The organism is Nocardioides deserti (genome assembly GCF_014266025.1).
GTDB lineage: Bacteria > Actinomycetota > Actinomycetes > Propionibacteriales > Nocardioidaceae > Nocardioides > Nocardioides deserti.
In genome coordinates this window covers 1-16,149 of sequence record NZ_JACMYC010000007.1, presented here as the reverse complement: position 1 = coordinate 16,149, position 16,149 = coordinate 1, and the positions used below count along the sequence as shown (strand labels likewise).

At 73.3% G+C, this 16,149-nt stretch carries 12 protein-coding genes and 1 tRNA gene; 7 read left to right on the top strand and 6 right to left on the bottom strand.

The window, feature by feature from the left end; translation table 11 throughout:
• Positions 1–5 precede the first annotated feature (5 nt).
• Entirely contained in the window at positions 6–1,802 is a 1,797-nt protein-coding gene (locus H7344_RS13060) for a SelB domain-containing protein (protein WP_222130639.1), read from the bottom strand.
• Positions 1,799–3,112: an L-seryl-tRNA(Sec) selenium transferase gene (selA, locus tag H7344_RS13055; RefSeq protein WP_229706932.1), complete on the bottom strand. Its 1,314-nt coding sequence runs from the start codon at positions 3,110–3,112 to the stop codon at positions 1,799–1,801. The genes H7344_RS13060 and selA overlap by 4 nt, the downstream gene beginning before the upstream one ends.
• A 153-nt stretch (positions 3,113–3,265) precedes the next feature.
• On the opposite strand from selA, the gene H7344_RS13050 reads away from it, so the two are divergent.
• Positions 3,266–5,218 (top strand): hypothetical protein, encoded by a 1,953-nt coding sequence (locus H7344_RS13050; RefSeq protein ID WP_186346451.1) that lies wholly within the window; start codon positions 3,266–3,268, stop codon positions 5,216–5,218.
• A gap of 120 nt (positions 5,219–5,338) precedes the next feature.
• Here the strand turns inward: H7344_RS13050 and H7344_RS13045 are convergent, their stop codons facing one another.
• Together H7344_RS13045 and H7344_RS13040 are read right to left on the bottom strand one after the other, a co-directional pair.
• Positions 5,339–6,196, bottom strand: coding sequence for an Ig-like domain repeat protein (locus H7344_RS13045; RefSeq protein WP_186346450.1), 858 nt, complete (start codon positions 6,194–6,196; stop codon positions 5,339–5,341).
• Between the two features lie 129 nt (positions 6,197–6,325).
• Positions 6,326–6,420: transfer RNA gene (locus tag H7344_RS13040), tRNA-Sec, on the bottom strand.
• A gap of 149 nt (positions 6,421–6,569) precedes the next feature.
• Between H7344_RS13040 and selD the strand changes: the two genes are divergently transcribed.
• Complete coding sequence (gene selD, locus H7344_RS13035) at positions 6,570–7,583, top strand: selenide, water dikinase SelD (protein WP_186346449.1); 1,014 nt, start codon at positions 6,570–6,572, stop codon at positions 7,581–7,583.
• Positions 7,584–7,604: 21 nt separating this feature from the next.
• Here selD and H7344_RS13030 read toward each other — a convergent pair whose 3' ends face one another.
• The gene (locus H7344_RS13030) at positions 7,605–7,898 is read right to left on the bottom strand and encodes a winged helix-turn-helix domain-containing protein (RefSeq protein ID WP_229706931.1); all 294 of its coding nucleotides are present in this window, start codon (positions 7,896–7,898) and stop codon (positions 7,605–7,607) included.
• Complete coding sequence (locus H7344_RS13025; protein WP_186346448.1) at positions 7,895–8,356, bottom strand: hypothetical protein; 462 nt, start codon at positions 8,354–8,356, stop codon at positions 7,895–7,897. Before H7344_RS13025 ends, H7344_RS13030 begins: the two co-directional genes overlap by 4 nt.
• A gap of 110 nt (positions 8,357–8,466) precedes the next feature.
• Here H7344_RS13025 and fdh point away from each other — a divergent pair, with 110 nt between their 5' ends.
• The 5 genes from fdh to H7344_RS13000 all read left to right on the top strand — a co-directional run.
• A complete protein-coding gene (gene fdh, locus H7344_RS13020; RefSeq protein WP_268238529.1) occupies positions 8,467–11,772 on the top strand; it encodes a formate dehydrogenase in 3,306 nt (1,101 codons plus the stop codon).
• Positions 11,769–12,740, top strand: a complete 972-nt coding sequence (locus tag H7344_RS13015; RefSeq protein ID WP_229706929.1) for a 4Fe-4S dicluster domain-containing protein — start codon at positions 11,769–11,771, stop codon at positions 12,738–12,740. The genes fdh and H7344_RS13015 overlap by 4 nt, the downstream gene beginning before the upstream one ends.
• Positions 12,737–13,981 (top strand): NrfD/PsrC family molybdoenzyme membrane anchor subunit, encoded by a 1,245-nt coding sequence (gene nrfD, locus H7344_RS13010; protein WP_222130636.1) that lies wholly within the window; start codon positions 12,737–12,739, stop codon positions 13,979–13,981. The genes H7344_RS13015 and nrfD overlap by 4 nt, the downstream gene beginning before the upstream one ends.
• A 104-nt stretch (positions 13,982–14,085) precedes the next feature.
• A complete protein-coding gene (locus tag H7344_RS13005; protein ID WP_186346446.1) occupies positions 14,086–15,345 on the top strand; it encodes a fatty acid desaturase family protein in 1,260 nt (419 codons plus the stop codon).
• Between the two features lie 153 nt (positions 15,346–15,498).
• Positions 15,499–16,149, top strand: a 651-nt coding sequence (locus H7344_RS13000; RefSeq protein ID WP_222130635.1) for a hypothetical protein, incomplete at its 3' end; no start/stop codon positions are given.

Here is a 16,149-nt window from a genome sequence, read left to right as displayed (position 1 = left end):
CGCCCTCAGCGGTCGGCGACCTGCCGACGGTCGTCGGGGAGCCGGCGGGTGCGGCCGGCGCGGTCGAGGTGCTCGAGCAGCGGGAGCACGACCCGGCGCGACGTGCCGAGCGCCTGCCGGGCCTCGCTGGTGGTGAACGGCTGCGGCAGCCCGCGCAGCCGCTCGACCGCGAGGGCGTCCGCGCCGGGCAGCAGCACGACCGCCGGTGCGAGGCGGAGGAGGCGGCCGGCCTTGGCGGCGGCAGCGGTACGCCGTGGGTCGAGGCCGAGGGCGGCGAGCCGGTCGGCGGGGGGCGCCGCGAACGGCTGGTCCGCGAGATCCGTCGCGAGCTCGGCCAGCGCCCGCTCGAGGTCTGCGGGCAGGGCCGGTCCGGCGTCCCCGACGACGACCCGCCCGCGCTCGACCCGCCCGCCGTCCATGCGAGGGGCGACCGCCGCGACGACCGCGGCCGGCACGCCGAGCCGGTCGGCGAGCGCAGCCGTGGGGATGCCACGGTCGAGCGGGTGGGCCGCGTCGTGCTCGCGGACCGCCGCGGCGACCTCGCGGGCGAGGGCGGCGACCCGGGCCGCGGAGACGAGGGTGCCGTCGGCGTCGACCGCGTCGTCGGGCAGGGGAGTGGTCGGGACCCCGAGGCGCTCGAGGAGGGCGGCCGCGACCAGGCCGCGGCGGTCCAGCTCGCCGGCCAGGTCCGGCTCGTCGCCGACGGTCGCCAGCACCCGGGCGCGGGCGGCGGCGGCCCCGCGCCGGTCCAGCGGGGGTGGCTCGGGGTCGAGCACGCGCACGCCCCAGACCCGGCGCGACCCCGGGTCGCGGAGCAGCGCCCGGTCACCGACGCGCACCGGCACCGCCCGCGGCAGCGCGAGCCGCACCGCCGCGCCCTCGTCACCGGCGAGCGGTCGCGCCCGGACCGCGAACGACGCGGCCCCGACGTGCAGCACCGGCCGCTCCGGCATCCGTCCTCCGCCGGTCACCCGGACGTCGACCGTCGTCGCGGGGTGGAACGCGCCCGGCGTCACCAGCACGCTGTCGCGGTCGACCCGGTCGAGGTCGTCACCGGTGAGGTTGAGGGCCACCCGGGCCACCCCGGCGGCCGCGTCGACCCCGGCGCCGAGCGACTGGACGCCGCGCACGCGGACGGGCGCGGCCGGACCCCCGGCCCACAGCTCGAGCGCGTCGCCGCGGCGTACCGTCCCCGCCGGCAGCGTGCCCGTCACCACCGTCCCGGCGCCGGTGATCGTGAACCGGCGGTCGACCCACAGCCGCACGGCCGCGGCGGGGTCGGGCTGCGGCAGGCGGGCGACGAGGGTCGCGAGGTGCTCGCGCAGCTCGTCGAGGCCGGCCCCGGTGCGGGCGCTGACCGGGACCACGGGCGCACCGGCCAGCGAGGTGCGGTCGACCTCGGCCCGCGCGCGATCGACCATCAGTGCGGGGTCGGCCAGGTCCGCGCGGGTGACCGCCACGACGCCGTGCGCGACGCCGAGCGCGCTGAGGGCGGCGAGGTGCTCGGCGGCCTGGGGCATCCACGGGTCGTCGGCGGCGACGACGAGCAGCGCCGCGGGGACGGGCCCGATGCCGGCGAGCATGGTGGTGACGAACCGTTCGTGGCCCGGCACGTCGACGAACGCGACCTGCTCGGTGCCGGTGTCGGTGGGCAGCTCGGTCCAGGCGTAGCCGAGCTGGATCGACAGCCCGCGGGCGCGCTCCTCGGCGAGCCGGTCGGGCTCCATGCCGGTGAGGGCGTGGACGAGCGTGGACTTCCCGTGGTCGACGTGACCGGCGGTGGCGACGACGTGCACGCTCATGCCCCCGCGCCGGCCACACGGCGTACGACGGCGGCGACGCGTGCGTCGTCGGCCGGGTCGACCGCGACCAGGTCGAGGAGCAGCCGGCCGCGCTCGACCCGGCCGACCACCGGCAGCTCGGGGTCGAGGCGCAGCGGCTCGGCCAGCGCAGCGGGCAGCGCGACTGCCGCCGAGGGCAGGTCGACCCCGGGAGCGCCGCCGCCGCCGACGGCCGCGGTCGAGTCGACCGCCTCGGCGACCCCGCCGGGCACCTCGCCGATCGCCGCAGCCAGCGCCTCGGCCCGGGCCCGCAGGGCGACCGGGTCCGCGGCCAGCGCCGCGGCGACCGGCGGCACGGGTCCGGTCAGCGTCGCCTCGAGCGCGGCCAGGGTCAGCTTGTCGACACGCAGCGCCCGGGCGAACGGGTGCCGCCGCAGCGACTCCACCAGTTCCGCGCGCCCCAGCAGCAGCCCGCACTGCGGGCCGCCGAGCAGCTTGTCGCCCGAGGCGGTCACCAGGTCAGCGCCCTCCTTCAACGCAGCCGCCGCGCTCGGCTCGTCCGGCAGCCGCGGGTGCGGCGCGAGCAGCCCCGACCCGATGTCGGCGACGACCGGCACCGGCAGCGTCGCGAGCTCGCGGACCGGGACGGAGGAGGTGAAGCCGGAGACGAGGAAGTTCGAGGGGTGCACCTTGAGCACGAACGCGACGTCGTCGTCGATCGCGGCCTCGTAGTCCGCCAGCCGCACCCGGTTGGTCGTGCCGACCTCGCGCAGCCGCGCGCCGACGGACTCGAGCAGCTCGGGGATGCGGAACCCGTCGCCGATCTCCACCAGCTCCCCGCGCGCGATCACCACGACGCGGCCTGCGGCCAGCGCGCAGGTGACCAGCGCCAGGGCGGCCGCCCCGTTGTTGACGACGTGCACCCCGCCGGCGTCCGGGACGGCCGCGGCGAGGGCGGCGACGGTGTCCCGGCCGCGTCGCCCGCGACGCCCGGTCGCGAGGTCGAGCTCGACGTCGGTCGCGCCGGCCGCGACGGTCAGCGCCTCGACGGCCGCCGCGGAGAGCGGCGCGCGACCGAGGTTGGTGTGGACGACGACGCCCGTGGCGTTGAAGACCCGCCGCAACGAGACGGCGTACGTCGGCAGCGCGGCGTACGCCGTCGCCGCCACGTCCTCCGGGGCCACCTCGCCCGCGCGGCACCGGTCGAGCGTGTCGGCCACCACCCGCTTGACGATCCCTTCGCCCAGCCGGGTCCGAGGCTCGGCAAGGAGCGGGTCGGCGAGGACGGCGTCGGTGCGCGGCGTCCGTCGTCTCGGGTCGTCGCTGTGCACGGAGTCAGCATGCCCGAGAGCCGGGCACGACCCGCGCCGGTGCCGTTCCCCCATATCGATGAACCGATTTCGGGGACGCGGACGGAGAGGGGATCGCGAGGCCCGCGGCCGAGCGCACGCTGGCAGATCCCCCACTCGGAAAGCAGGTTCGCCATGAAGCGTGGCATCCTCGCCGCCGGCGCCGCACTGTCCCTTGCGTGCGGCCTCCTCGGCGCCTCCCACCTCGCCACCGCCGACGTCCCCGGCGGGACCGTGGTGCGCACGACCCCCGTCGCCGGCACGCCCCACGTCCTCGACGGCCGCGTCAACGCGGTCACCCGCGTCGGCAGCACGATCATCCTGGGCGGCACGTTCACCCGCGTCCGCAACGAGGGCAGCAACACCGAGGTCGTCCGCCGCGGCCTGGTCGCCCTCGATGCCGACACCGGCCAGATCCGCACGGCGTTCAACCCCAGCCCGGGCACGAACGTCACCTCCCTGCTGCCCGCGGCCGACGGCACGAGCGTGTACGTCGGCGGCGGCTTCACCACCATCAGCGGCGCCACCCGCGCGCGGGTCGCGCGGATCCGCGTCTCCGACGGCTCGGTCGTGACGTCGTTCAACGCCGGCACGGTCAACGGCAACGTCCGCGACCTGGCGCTGCGCGGCGGCCGGCTGTGGATGGCCGGCGCGTTCACCCACGTCGCCGGGCGGCCGCAGCCGGCGCTCGCGACGCTCGACCCGGAGACCGGCGCCTTCTCGCCGTACATGGGCCTCCGCGTCGCCGGCACCCACCGCGGCAGCGGGGTCACCCAGGTGCTGAAGATCGACACCACGGCCGACGGCTCGCGCCTGGTCGCCGTCGGCAACTTCGACACCCTCCAGGGCGTGCAGAACCACCAGCTGCTCATGCTCGACACGTCCGGGCCCAGCGCCCAGCCGGCCACGTTCCGCACCGGCTACTACCTGACGCCGTGCTCGTCGGCGTTCGACACCTACATGCGCGACGTCGCGTTCTCCGACGACGACTCGTTCTTCGTCGTCACCACCACCGGTGCCTACGGCGGGGCGACGGTCGCCTGCGACACGACCGCCCGCTTCGAGACCCGGACGGTGTCCACCGACGCCCGCCCGTCGTGGGTCAACCACACCGGCGGCGACACGTTGTACGGCGCGGAGGTCACGCCGGCGGCGGTGTACGTCGGCGGGCACCAGCGCTGGCACAACAACCCGTTCGCCGGCGACCGGGCCGGCCCCGGCGCCGTCGCCCGCGAGGGCATCGCCGCGCTCGACCCGGTCAACGGCCTGCCGCTCAGCTGGAACCCCGGCCGCGACAAGGGCGTCGGCGTCTTCGACTTCCTCTTCGACGACCGCGGCCTCTGGGTCGCCTCCGACACCACCCGCATCGCCGGCCAGCTGCGCAGCCGGATCGCGCTCCTGCTCAAGGACGGCGCGACCCGGCCGGCCATCCGGACGCCCCTGCTGCCCAACGACGTCTACGTCGGCGGGTCGGCCGTGGCACCGACCGGTCTGCTGCGGTGGCGCTACGACGGCACGGTCGCCGGTGCCGTGCAGGACCCGCCCGACGGCCGCATCAACTGGTCGACCGTGCGCGGTGCCTTCATGGTCAACGGGTCGCTCTACCTCGGTCAGTCCGACGGGTCGTTCACCCGGCGCACCTTCAACGGCTCGACCTACGGCGGCGTGCAGCAGGTGAACACCTCCGACCTCATCGTGCGGCTGGCCGCCTGGCACGACGAGATCGCCGTCATGACCGGGATGTTCCTCGACGACAACCGGGTCTACTTCACCCTCACCGGGGACCCGAACCTCTACTACCGGTACTTCACGCCGGAGAGCGGTGTCGTGGGGGCGCAGCGGTACGTCGCCGGCACCGGTGTCACCGGGCTCGACCTGCGCCAGACGCGCGGGATGTTCCTCGCCGGCTCCCAGGTGTACGTCGCCACCGCGACCGGTGACCTGGTCCGCGTCGGGTGGGCCCGCGGTGGTCCCTCCGGCCGCTTCACCGGCTCCGCCACCACGGTGTCCGGCCCGACCCGGGACGGCCGGGTCTGGGGCGGGCGCGCGATGTTCCTGTTCCAGGACACCTCGGGCGGTGGAGCCTGACCGCTTCCGCGATCCGCTGCTGTGCCGCGGAAGCCGAACGCCCGGCCGGGGGACCCGGCCGGGCGTTCGTGGTGCTGCGGTGGTGCTGTGGTGGTGCTGGGGTGCCCCGGAGGGCTCGCGTCACTTCTTCTTGACGGTGACGGTGATCGTCTTGGACGAGCCCTTGACGCTCTGGTTGCCGGTGAACTTCACGACGACCTTGTGCTTGCCGACGGGGAGCTTGGCGAGCTTCAGCGTGGCCTTGCCGTTCTTGACCTTGGCGGAGCCGAGGTTCTTCTTGCCCTTGGTCGCGACGACCTTGCCGGACTTCGTGACGGAGTCGGTGCCGACGGTCACCTTGACGGTGGCCTTCTTGCCCTTCTTGACGGTCACGTTCTTCGCGGCGACGGTGCTGGCCTGCTTGGTCAGCGTGATCGAGCCGAGGCTGCCCGCGGTCTCGCCCTCGGCGAGGGTGCACGGGACGTCGGCGACCTTGGTGTCGCCGTTCTTGCCGGTCAGGGTGAACGACTGGGGCAGCGAGACCTCGTAGGTGCCGGCGCCCGGCGTGGTGAAGGCCTTGACGGTGCCGCTCGGCTTCCACTCGCCGCCGGTCTCGGTCTCGGTGATCGGGCCGGTGACCGGGGCCGGCACCGATGCCGAGCCGAGCGTGAAGGCGAAGTCGTCGGCGCTGGCGGCGTTGATCTGGAAGAGCTCGAGCGTGCCGTACGTCGCCTGGTCGATCTGGGCGACCGCCTGGACGGCGAGGTTGGACGCGAGGGCGTCCGGGACGGCGGCGCCGGCCAGGAAGGACTCCGGCAGGCCACCCAGGACGGTGATGTCGAAGGTGCCGGTGAAGACGCCGGGGATGGAGCAGGTGTAGGCGTTGGTCGCCTCGGCGGCGTTCGCCGAGGTGGCGGTCGCGCCGACGAGGGCGGTGCCGGCGACGGCGACGGACGTGGTGGCCACGGCGAGGCGGCGGGCGAAGCGGTTGATCTGCATGAAGAAGGGTCCCTCCCAGGACGATCCAAGGCTGCTACGCAGCAGCGCCCGCTGAGAGTAGACCGCCGGCGTGAGCCCCGTCACCGAAGTGCCGGAACTCGCGCGGAGGAAGTCGGATCGGGGAGAAGTTGGCGGAGGCGGACGGGAATCGAACCCGCCTGACCGAGATGCTCGGCCACTACGGTTTTGAGGACCGCGCCCGTCACCAGACGAGGAACGCCTCCGCCGCGATCCTAGGCCCCACCTCCCGGACATCTCGGGGCAGTCCTGCACATATCGGGGTAGATCTGCCCCGATATGTGCAGGAGTCACCGGTTAACCGGTGACCCCTGCACACCCACACCCGCACCCCACCCCGGGCTAGGTTCGGAGCATGACGACCTCGGTGGCGGCAGGGATCCGGCTGACGCAGTTCGCCTCGGGTGGCGGGTGTGCGTGCAAGGTGCCGCCGGGGGAGCTCGAGCGGGTGCTGGGCGACCTGTCGAGCGGGCGGACCGACCAGGACGCGACCGGCGACCTGCTCGTCGGGCTCGACTCCGGCGACGACGCGGCGGCGGTGCGGATCGACGGCGAGCGGGCGGTCATCGCGACGACGGACTTCTTCACGCCGGTCGTCGACGACGCCTACGACTTCGGGCGGATCGCCGCGACCAACGCGCTGTCCGACGTCTACGCGATGGGCGGCGAGCCGCTGGTGGCGCTCAACCTGCTGGCGTGGCCGCGCGACAGGATCCCGTTCGAGGTCGCGGCCGAGGTGCTGCGCGGTGGCGCCGACGTGTGCCGCGCGGCCGGCGCGCACCTCGCGGGCGGGCACAGCATCGACGACCCCGAGCCGAAGTACGGCCTCGCCGTCACCGGCCTCGCCCACCCCGACCGGCTGCTGCGCAACGACGCCGCGCGCCCCGGCGTACCCCTCACGCTCACCAAGCCGATCGGTCTCGGCGTGCTCAACAACCGGCACAAGTCGACCGGTGAGGTCTTCGAGCAGGCGGTCGCGGTCATGACGACGCTCAACCGCGACGCCTCCCGTGCGGCCGTCGCCGCCGGACTGACGGCGGCCACCGACGTGACCGGCTTCGGCCTGCTCGGCCACCTGCACAAGATGGCGCGCGCGAGCGGGGTGACCGCGGTGGTCGACGCGAGCGCGGTGCCGTACGTCGAGGGGGCGCGCGAGGCGCTGCGCGACGGGTTCGTCCCCGGGGGCAGCCGCCGCAACCTCGACTGGGTCCGCCCGTTCCTCGAAGCGAGCGTCGACGAGGACGAGCTGGTCCTGCTCGCCGACGCCCAGACCTCCGGGGGCCTGCTCGTCGCCGGCGAGCTGCCCGGCCACCCCGTCATCGGCGAGCTCGTGCCCGCCCGCGACGGCGTGACCGTGCAGGTGCGCTAGCCGCTGGATCGGCCACGGGGGTCAGCCGCCGAGGATCGCGGTCAGCGCCTTGCGGTGCTTGGTGTACGCCGCGCGGCCCGCGCGAGTGATGCGGTACGACGTCGTGCCCCCACGGCCGCGACCGTCCTTGCTGACCGAGACGTAGCCGGCCTTCTCCAGCGCCGACATCTGCTTGGACAGGTCGGAGTCGCTGACCTGCAGGTGCTCGCGCAGGAACGGGAACGTCACCGACGTCGCCGTGGACAGCACCGCCATCGCCGCGAGCCGCTTGGGCGCGTGGATGACCGGGTCGAGCTCCTCGAGCCCGCTGGTCACGAGAGCCGTTCCCGCACGCGCGCCGCGGCCGCGGCGTACGACTGCTCGTGCAACCACAGCCCTGTTGTCGCCAGCACGAACATCAGCGCCGAGGCCCAGCCCCAGCCGGCCTCCGTGCCGGTCCACCAGACGGCGCCGAAGACGAGCGCGACGCCGACGAAGTAGATCGCGAACATCCGGCCCATCCCGCGCGGGGCACGTCGCAGCACCGACGGCATGGCGCCGCGGTAGCGGGCGTACCAGCCGGAGAACGCGCCGAGCGCCACCAGCAGCACGACGAGCAGGGCGATCGCGACGGCGAGGTTGACGTCGGTCAGGCCCTGCAGGCCGGTCATGCCGGCGAACCAGGCGCCGGCGGCGGGGTAGTACCACCACGGGGTGGGCGGGTAGTCGACGTACGGCGCGGCCTCGGCGCGCTCCAGCTCGCGGAGGAGCTCGGCATCCTGGTTGCTTTCCATGTTGGAAAGTTAACCGATCACTTTCCGGGTTGGCAAGTGTTTCCGACATGCCGGGGCGAAGGGGTGATTGGTTGTCGGTGGGCGGGGGTACTGTCGCGGCACCGAGGGAGGTGGACGTGGCGAAGACGAACCTGGGATGGCCGGTGCTCCGGCAGCTCCTCGGGTCCGACGTGCTCGGCCGCGGCGTCGCCGCCCGGTCGAAGCAGACCGACGCGACCACCGCCCGCACCGAGACCGCGGACCGGGTCGCCAAGAGCGTCTGCCCTTACTGCGCGGTCGGCTGCGCGCAGAAGATCTTCGTCAAGGACGAGCAGGTCATCCAGATCGAGGGCGACCCCGACAGCCCGGTCAACCGCGGCCGCCTGTGCCCCAAGGGCGCGGCCAGCAAGAACCTCGTGACCAGCGAGCTGCGCCAGACCAAGGTCCGCTACCGCCGCCCCTACGGCACCGAGTGGGAGGACCTCGACCTCGACGTCGCGATGGAGATGATCGCCGACCGGGTCGTCAAGGCGCGCAACGACACCTGGCAGGACCTCGACGACCAGGACCGGAAGGTCCGGCGGACGATGGGCATCGCGAGCCTCGGAGGGGCGACCCTCGACAACGAGGAGAACTACCTCATCAAGAAGCTCTTCACCGCCATGGGCGCCATCCAGATCGAGAACCAGGCGCGAATATGACACTCCGCCACGGTCCCCGGTCTGGGGACCTCGTTCGGGCGCGGCGGCGCCACAGGCTTCCTGCAGGACCTGTCCAACGCTGACTGCATCGTCATCCAGGGCTCCAACATGGCCGAGGCCCACCCGGTGGGCTTCCAATGGGTCATGGAGGCGAAGGCCCGCGGGGCGAAGGTCATCCACGTCGACCCGCGGTTCACGCGGACCAGCGCGCTCGCGGACACGTTCGTGCCACTGCGCGTCGGGACGGACATCGCGTTCCTCGGCGGGATCATCAACTACGTCCTGACCAACGAGCTCGACTTCCGCGAGTACGTCGTGGCTTACACCAACGCCGCCACGATCGTCAGCGACGACTACGCCGACACCGACGACCTCGACGGGTTGTTCTCCGGGTTCGACCCCGAGACGCGCACCTACGACCCGTCGTCGTGGCAGTACGCCACCCAGGAGGACGACGGCGGGGACCGCCAGGACCACGAGACGCAGCGGGAGACCGCGTCCGGCATGCAGCACGAGACGCACGGCATGAGCGTCGACGACGACGTGCTGCGCGACGAGACGCTGCAGCACCCCAACTGCGTCTATCAGGTGCTCAAGCGGCACTTCGCCCGCTACACCCCCGAGGTGGTGGCGAGCACGTGCGGCGTGAGCGAGGAGCAGTTCCTCGAGGTCTGCCGGGCCTGGACGCAGAACTCCACCCGCGACCGCACCACCGCGCTGGTCTACAGCGTCGGCTGGACCCAGCACAGCGTCGGCGTGCAGTACATCCGCACCGGCGCGATCCTCCAGCTGCTGCTGGGCAACATGGGCCGCCCCGGCGGCGGGATCATGGCGCTGCGCGGCCACGCCAGCATCCAGGGCTCGACCGACATCCCGACGCTGTTCAACCTGCTGCCCGGCTACCTGCCGATGCCGAACGCCGAGGATCACCAGAGCCTGGAGCAGTGGATCGACGCGACCCGCAACCCCGGCGCGAAGGGCTTCTGGTCCAAGGCCGACGCCTACAGCGTCAGCATGCTCAAGGCCTGGTGGGGCGAGCACGCGACCGCGGACAACGACTACTGCTTCGACTACCTGCCGCGCATCACCGGCGACCACGGCACCTACCGCACCGTGCTCGACATGATCGACGGCAAGGTGAAGGGCTACTTCCTGCTCGGGCAGAACCCCGCCGTCGGCTCGGCGCACGGCAAGGCGCAGCGCCTGGGCATGGCCAACCTCGACTGGCTGGTCGTGCGCGACCTGTTCGAGATCGAGAGCGCGTCGTTCTGGAAGGACTCCCCGGAGGTCGAGACCGGCGAGATCGTGCCCGAGGAGTGCCGCACCGAGGTCTTCCTGATGCCGGCCGCCTCCCACGTGGAGAAGGAGGGCACGTTCACCCAGACCCACCGGATGCTGCAGTGGCGCGAGAAGGCCGTCGAGCCGTCCGGTGACTGCCGCAGCGAGCTGTGGTTCTTCTTCCACCTCGGCCGGATGATCCGCGAGCGGCTCGCCGGCTCCACCGACGAGCGCGACCGGCCGCTGCTGGACCTCACCTGGGACTACCCGCTGCTCGGGGAGACCCAGGACCCGGACGCCGAGGCCGTGCTCAAGGAGATCAACGGCTTCGATGTGGCCACCGGGCGACCGCTGGCGACGTTCACCGAGATGGCCGCCGACGGCTCGACCGCGGGCGGCTGCTGGATCTACACCGGCGTGATGAAGGACGGCGTCAACCAGGCCGCCCGCCGCAAGCCCGGCAACGAGCAGGACTGGGTCGCGGCCGAGTGGGGCTGGACCTGGCCGGCCAACCGGCGCACGCTCTACAACCGCGCGTCGGCCGACCCCGAGGGCCGCCCGTGGAGCGAGCGCAAGGCCTACGTCTGGTGGGACGAGGAGCAGCAGCGCTGGACCGGCCACGACGTGCCGGACTTCGAGGTGACCAAGCCGCCGTCGTACCGACCCGACGAGGGCGTGGACGGCATCGCCGGCATCGCGGGCGACGACCCGTTCATCATGCAGGGCGACGGGAAGGGCGGCCTGTTCGTGCCGCAGGGCCTCATCGACGGTCCGCTGCCGACGCACTACGAGCCGGTCGAGTCGCCGTTCCGCAACCCGATCTACGGCCAGCAGGCCAACCCGACGCGCAAGGAGTACCCGCGTCAGGACAACCGGATGAACCCCAGCCCGCCCGAGGACGGCAGCGAGGTCTTCCCCTACGTCTTCACCACCAGCCGGCTGACCGAGCACCACACGGCCGGCGGGATGAGCCGGTACGTCGCCCGGCTCGCCGAGCTCCAGCCGGAGATGTTCGTGGAGATCAGCCCCGAGCTGGCCGCCGAGCGCGGGCTGGAGAACGGCGGCTGGTGCCACGTGGTGACCGCCCGCGCGGCGGTCGAGGCGCGGGTGCTCGTGACCGAGCGGATGACCCCGCTGCGGGTCGAGGGGCGCACCGTCCACCAGGTGTGGCTGCCCTACCACTGGGGCACGGGTGGCCTGGTGACCGGCGACTCGGCCAACGACCTGCTGGGCATCTCGCTCGACCCCAACGTCCTGATCCAGGAGAGCAAGGTGGGCACCTGTGACGTCCTTCCCGGTCGCCGTCCGACCGGCCGTGCGGCGCTGGACCTCGTGACGGCGTACCAGAAGCGGTCGGGCGTCCACGGCGACCGGACCGTCCCGATCGTCACCACCGGCCCGGGCGCCGCGGGCGACGACGAGGGCGACCCGACCGGCGGGGGAGGAGGAGCCGAGTGAGCTGGACGATCAGCGAGAACTCCTTCTGGGGGCCGCTGGACCCCGCGGCCGACGCCGGCTACGACGAGGACCGCCCCAAGCGCAAGGGTTTCTTCACCGACACCAGCATCTGCATCGGGTGCAAGGCGTGCGAGGTCGCGTGCAAGGAGTGGAACGACGTCCCGGCGGACCACTTCGACATGACCGCGACGTCGTACGACAACAGCCACTCGCTCAACGCCAACCAGTGGCGCCACGTCGCCTTCATCGAGCAGCCCAAGCGGCTGGTCACCGAGGGCGAGGGCCAGGACTCCGGGCTGCGCGGCACCGTCGACCTCGGCATGCCGACCGTGCCGCCGACCGGCGCGGCCGAGCAGCTGGCCAACGGCGCCGACGACCGCCCGGACTTCCGCTGGCTGATGTCCTCCGACGTCTGCAAGCACTGCACGCACGCGGCCTGCCTCGACGTGTGCCCGACCGGCTCGCTGTTCCGCACCGAGTTCGGCACCGTCGTCGTGCAGGACGACATCTGCAACGGCTGCGGCTACTGCGTGCCGGCGTGCCCCTACGGCGTGATCGAGCGGCGCAAGGCACCCGACGGCGCCAAGAACGTCGGCATCGCGCAGAAGTGCACGCTCTGCTACGACCGGCTCGACGCCGGCCAGACGCCCGCGTGCGCGCAGGCCTGCCCGACCCAGTCGATCCAGTACGGTGACGTCGAGGAGCTCCGCGAGCGCGCGAACAAGCGGGTCGAGCAGCTGCACGAGGCCGGGATCATGGACGCCCGGCTCTACGGCAACGACCCCAACGACGGCGTCGGCGGCACGGGCGCGTTCTTCCTGCTGCTCGACGAGCCGGAGGTCTACGGCTTCCCGCCGGACCCGGTCGTGACGACCAAGGACCTCCCGGCGATGTACAAGCACGCCGTGGCCGCCGCGGGAGCGCTGCTCGCCGGCGCGGCGGTCGCGTTCCTCGGGAGGCGCCCGTGACCACCGGACGTTCCACCGGCCCCGAGGGCGCTGGGATCGAGGGCGCCGGGACCGAGGGTGCCGGGACCCAGGACCAGGTCAACGCCGCCAGCGACCCGCTCGGCGCCGACGGGGCGAACGCCGTCGGCCGCGACGGTCCGATCGACGTGCGCTCCCAGACGACCGCGACCGTCGGCACCCGCGGCGGTCGTCGGGGGAGCGGCGAGGGTGGCCGTGGCCGGCGTCGCGGCGGCGGACGGCGCGGCGGGGACCGGTCGATGGTGCCGGAGGCGGAGTTCACCTCCTACTACGGCCGGCCGATCGTCAAGCCCTCCCCGTGGGAGGCCGACATCCCGGCGTACCTCTTCGCCGGCGGGCTCGCCGCCGGCTCCTCGATCCTCGCCGCCGGCGCGGACCTGACCGGCCGACCGGCGATGCGCCGCTCGGGGCGGTTCGTGTCGATGGGCGCGCTCGGCTTCTCGATGGTCGCGCTGGTGCACGACCTCGGCACGCCGAGCCGGTTCTACAACATGCTGCGCGTGGCCAAGCCCACCTCGCCGATGTCGATGGGCACGTGGATCCTGTCCGCGTACGGCGCGTTCGCCGGCGCGGCCACCGCCGCCGAGGTGGGCCGGATGGTGCCGCGCCGGTGGGTGCCTCGCCTGCTGCATCGTCCGCTGGACCTCCTGCCGTACGCCGACCGGCCGGCCGGCGTGCTCGCCGCCGTCGTCGCGCCCGCGGTCGCCTCCTACACCGCCGTGCTGCTCTCCGACACCGCGACGCCGTCGTGGCACTCCGCCTACCGCGAGCTGCCGTTCGTCTTCGTCGGCTCCGCCGCGGCCGCCTCCTCCGGGATGGCGATGGTCACCGCTCCGGTCGCCGAGGCCGGGCCCGCCCGCCGGCTCGCCGTCGCCGGTGCGGCGTTCGAGCTGGTGATGGAGCACCGCATGGAGCAGACGATGGGGATCACCGCCGAGCCGCTGCACGAGGGCAAGGCCGGTCGACTCATGCGGGCGTCCAAGGCGCTCACCGTCGCCGGCGCGGCCGGGACGCTCCTCGCCGGTGCGCGCCGCAGCCGGGCGCTGTCGGTGCTCTCCGGGGCGGCGCTGATGGTGGGCTCCGCGTGCACCCGGTTCGGGGTGTTCGAGGCCGGCCAGGCCTCGGCCATGGACCCCAAGTACACCGTCGTCCCCCAGCGCGAGCGCCTCGAGCGCGAGGGCCCGGTCCGCCACCCCGGCAGCACCACGCCTCCCGTCTCGTGATGCTGAGCGTGCGCCCCGGCGCACGCTCAGCATCACGACGCGACGGTTGGTCAAATCCCGACCCGGTGAGGGTGGCTACCCCCGCGATCGGGCACCGTATGTCCATGACGACCGCGACTCGGGACGACCTCACGACCGCCCCGCCGGCCTCGGCGGATCCCTCGGGCACCAGCGCGGGAGACAGCGCGGGAGACAGCCGCGGCAAGGCGATCGAGAAGGTCTACCCGGGCGGGTTGACCGCGGCGCAGGTCGAGGAGATCGGCCGCGAGCTAGACGCGATCCGCCAGGAGGTCCTCGACGACCGCGGCGAGGTCGACGCGGCGTACATCCGCCGGGTCATCCGCGCCCAGCGCGCCCTCGAGCTCGGCAGCCGCGTGGTGCTCATCGCCGCCAGCCGTAACAAGCTGGCCTGGCTGGTCGGCACCGTCGGTCTGGCGACCGCCAAGGCGCTGGACAACATGGAGATCGGCCACAACGTCCTGCACGGCCAGTGGGACTGGATGCGCGACCCGAAGATCCACTCCTCGACCTGGGACTGGGACCACGCCTCGCCGGCCGAGCAGTGGAAGCGGGCGCACAACGAGGAGCACCACCGCTACACCAACATCCTCGGCCGCGACAACGACCTCGGCTACGGCATCCTCCGCGTCGACGAGGCGCAGGAGTGGCGCCCGCGGCACCTGATCCAGCCGGCGTGGAACTTCGTGACCGCCTGCATCTTCGAGTACGGCATCGCGATGTACGACCTCGACTTCGGCGAGCACCTGCGCGAGAAGCGCAAGATGTCGCCGGAGAAGCGCGAGGAGGTCAAGGCCGCGCTGCACAAGGTGCGCAAGCAGGTCACCAAGGACTTCGTCGTCCACCCGGTCCTCAGCGGCCGGGGCTGGAAGGCGACGCTCACGGCCAACGCGGTCGCGACGCTGGCCCGCAACGTGTGGAGCCACTCGGTCATCATGTGCGGCCACTTCCCGGAGGGCGTCGAGACCTTCGAGGAGGCCGAGCTCGACGAGAGCGAGACCCGGGCGCAGTGGTACCTGCGCCAGATGCTCGGCTCGGCCAACATCTCCGGCTCGAAGCTGATGCACCTGATGACCGGCAACCTGTCCCACCAGATCGAGCACCACTGCTTCCCGGACCTGCCGAGCCGGCGGTACGGCGAGATCGCGCCGCGGATGCGGGAGATCTTCGACCGCTACGGCCTCTCCTACAACGCCCGCCCGCTGCCGCAGCAGGTCGCCAGCGCCTGGCACAAGGTCGTCCGGCTCTCGCTGCCAAACGGCTGGCTCGCCGAGACCAACCGCCGCAACCTCGGTCGCCAGCTGCGCAAGCTCGCCCGCCCCGAGCCCGCCGCCCTCCCCGCCTGAGCAACCCAGCGCAGGGCAGCGCCCGCCGGACCGAGCCGGACTACAGCGGCGCCGGTCGCGAGCTGTGGAGAACGGGACGGCCCACGAGTCGGATGTGACACAGGCCACAGGGGTACGGGACGAGCCTCGCTCCGCTCCTCTCGGAGGTACGCCGTGCTCGCTCGCCTGCTGCCGTTCCCCGTCGCCGCGGCCGTCGCGCTGGGCGCGCTCGCCGTGCCCGTCGCGTCACCGGCGGCGCCACCACCGCCCGACCGGCCCGCCCGCGGCGAGAAGTCCACGTGGACCGAGGCCGACAAGGCCGGCTTCGGGACGGCTCGGACGCGTCGCAGCCGGGTCTGGTTCACCTTGCAACGCGGGCGGGTGAGCGAGGTGTTCGCACCGGACCTGTCGACGCCGAGCGTGCGCAACCTCGAGCTCGTCGTCACCGACGGTCGGACCTTCACCGATCGCGAGAGCACGGACATGACGCACGCGACGTCGAGGCCCGACGAGCTGAGCCTGCGGTTCCGACAGGTCAACACCGACGAGGACGGGCGGTACCGCCTGGTCAAGGACGTCGTGACCGACCCGCGCCGCGACGCGCTGCGGGTGCGGGTCCGGTTGGAGTCGCTCGACGGGGCGGCGTACCAGCTGTGGGTGGTGCACGACCCGGCGCTGGACAACGGCGGCATGGACGACCGCGGCCGCACGGTGGGCGGCGACCGCCGCGGCCGGGCGCTCGTCGCCCACGACGCGGGCGCGGAGCGCGGCGGGGTGGCGACCGCGCTGGTGGCGCGGCCCGGCCTCGGCCCGACCAGCAACGCG

Bases quoted from the DNA above. Each gene is read 5' to 3' on its own strand.
- H7344_RS13045 (WP_186346450.1), bottom strand. From the start codon at position 6,196: ATGCAGATCAACCGCTTCGCCCGCCGCCTCGCCGTGGCCACCACGTCC.
- H7344_RS13005 (WP_186346446.1), top strand. From the start codon at position 14,086: ATGACGACCGCGACTCGGGACGACCTCACGACCGCCCCGCCGGCCTCG.
- selD (WP_186346449.1), top strand. From the start codon at position 6,570: ATGACGACCTCGGTGGCGGCAGGGATCCGGCTGACGCAGTTCGCCTCG.
- H7344_RS13050 (WP_186346451.1), top strand. From the start codon at position 3,266: ATGAAGCGTGGCATCCTCGCCGCCGGCGCCGCACTGTCCCTTGCGTGC.
- H7344_RS13025 (WP_186346448.1), bottom strand. From the start codon at position 8,356: ATGGAAAGCAACCAGGATGCCGAGCTCCTCCGCGAGCTGGAGCGCGCC.
- H7344_RS13060 (WP_222130639.1), bottom strand. From the start codon at position 1,802: ATGAGCGTGCACGTCGTCGCCACCGCCGGTCACGTCGACCACGGGAAG.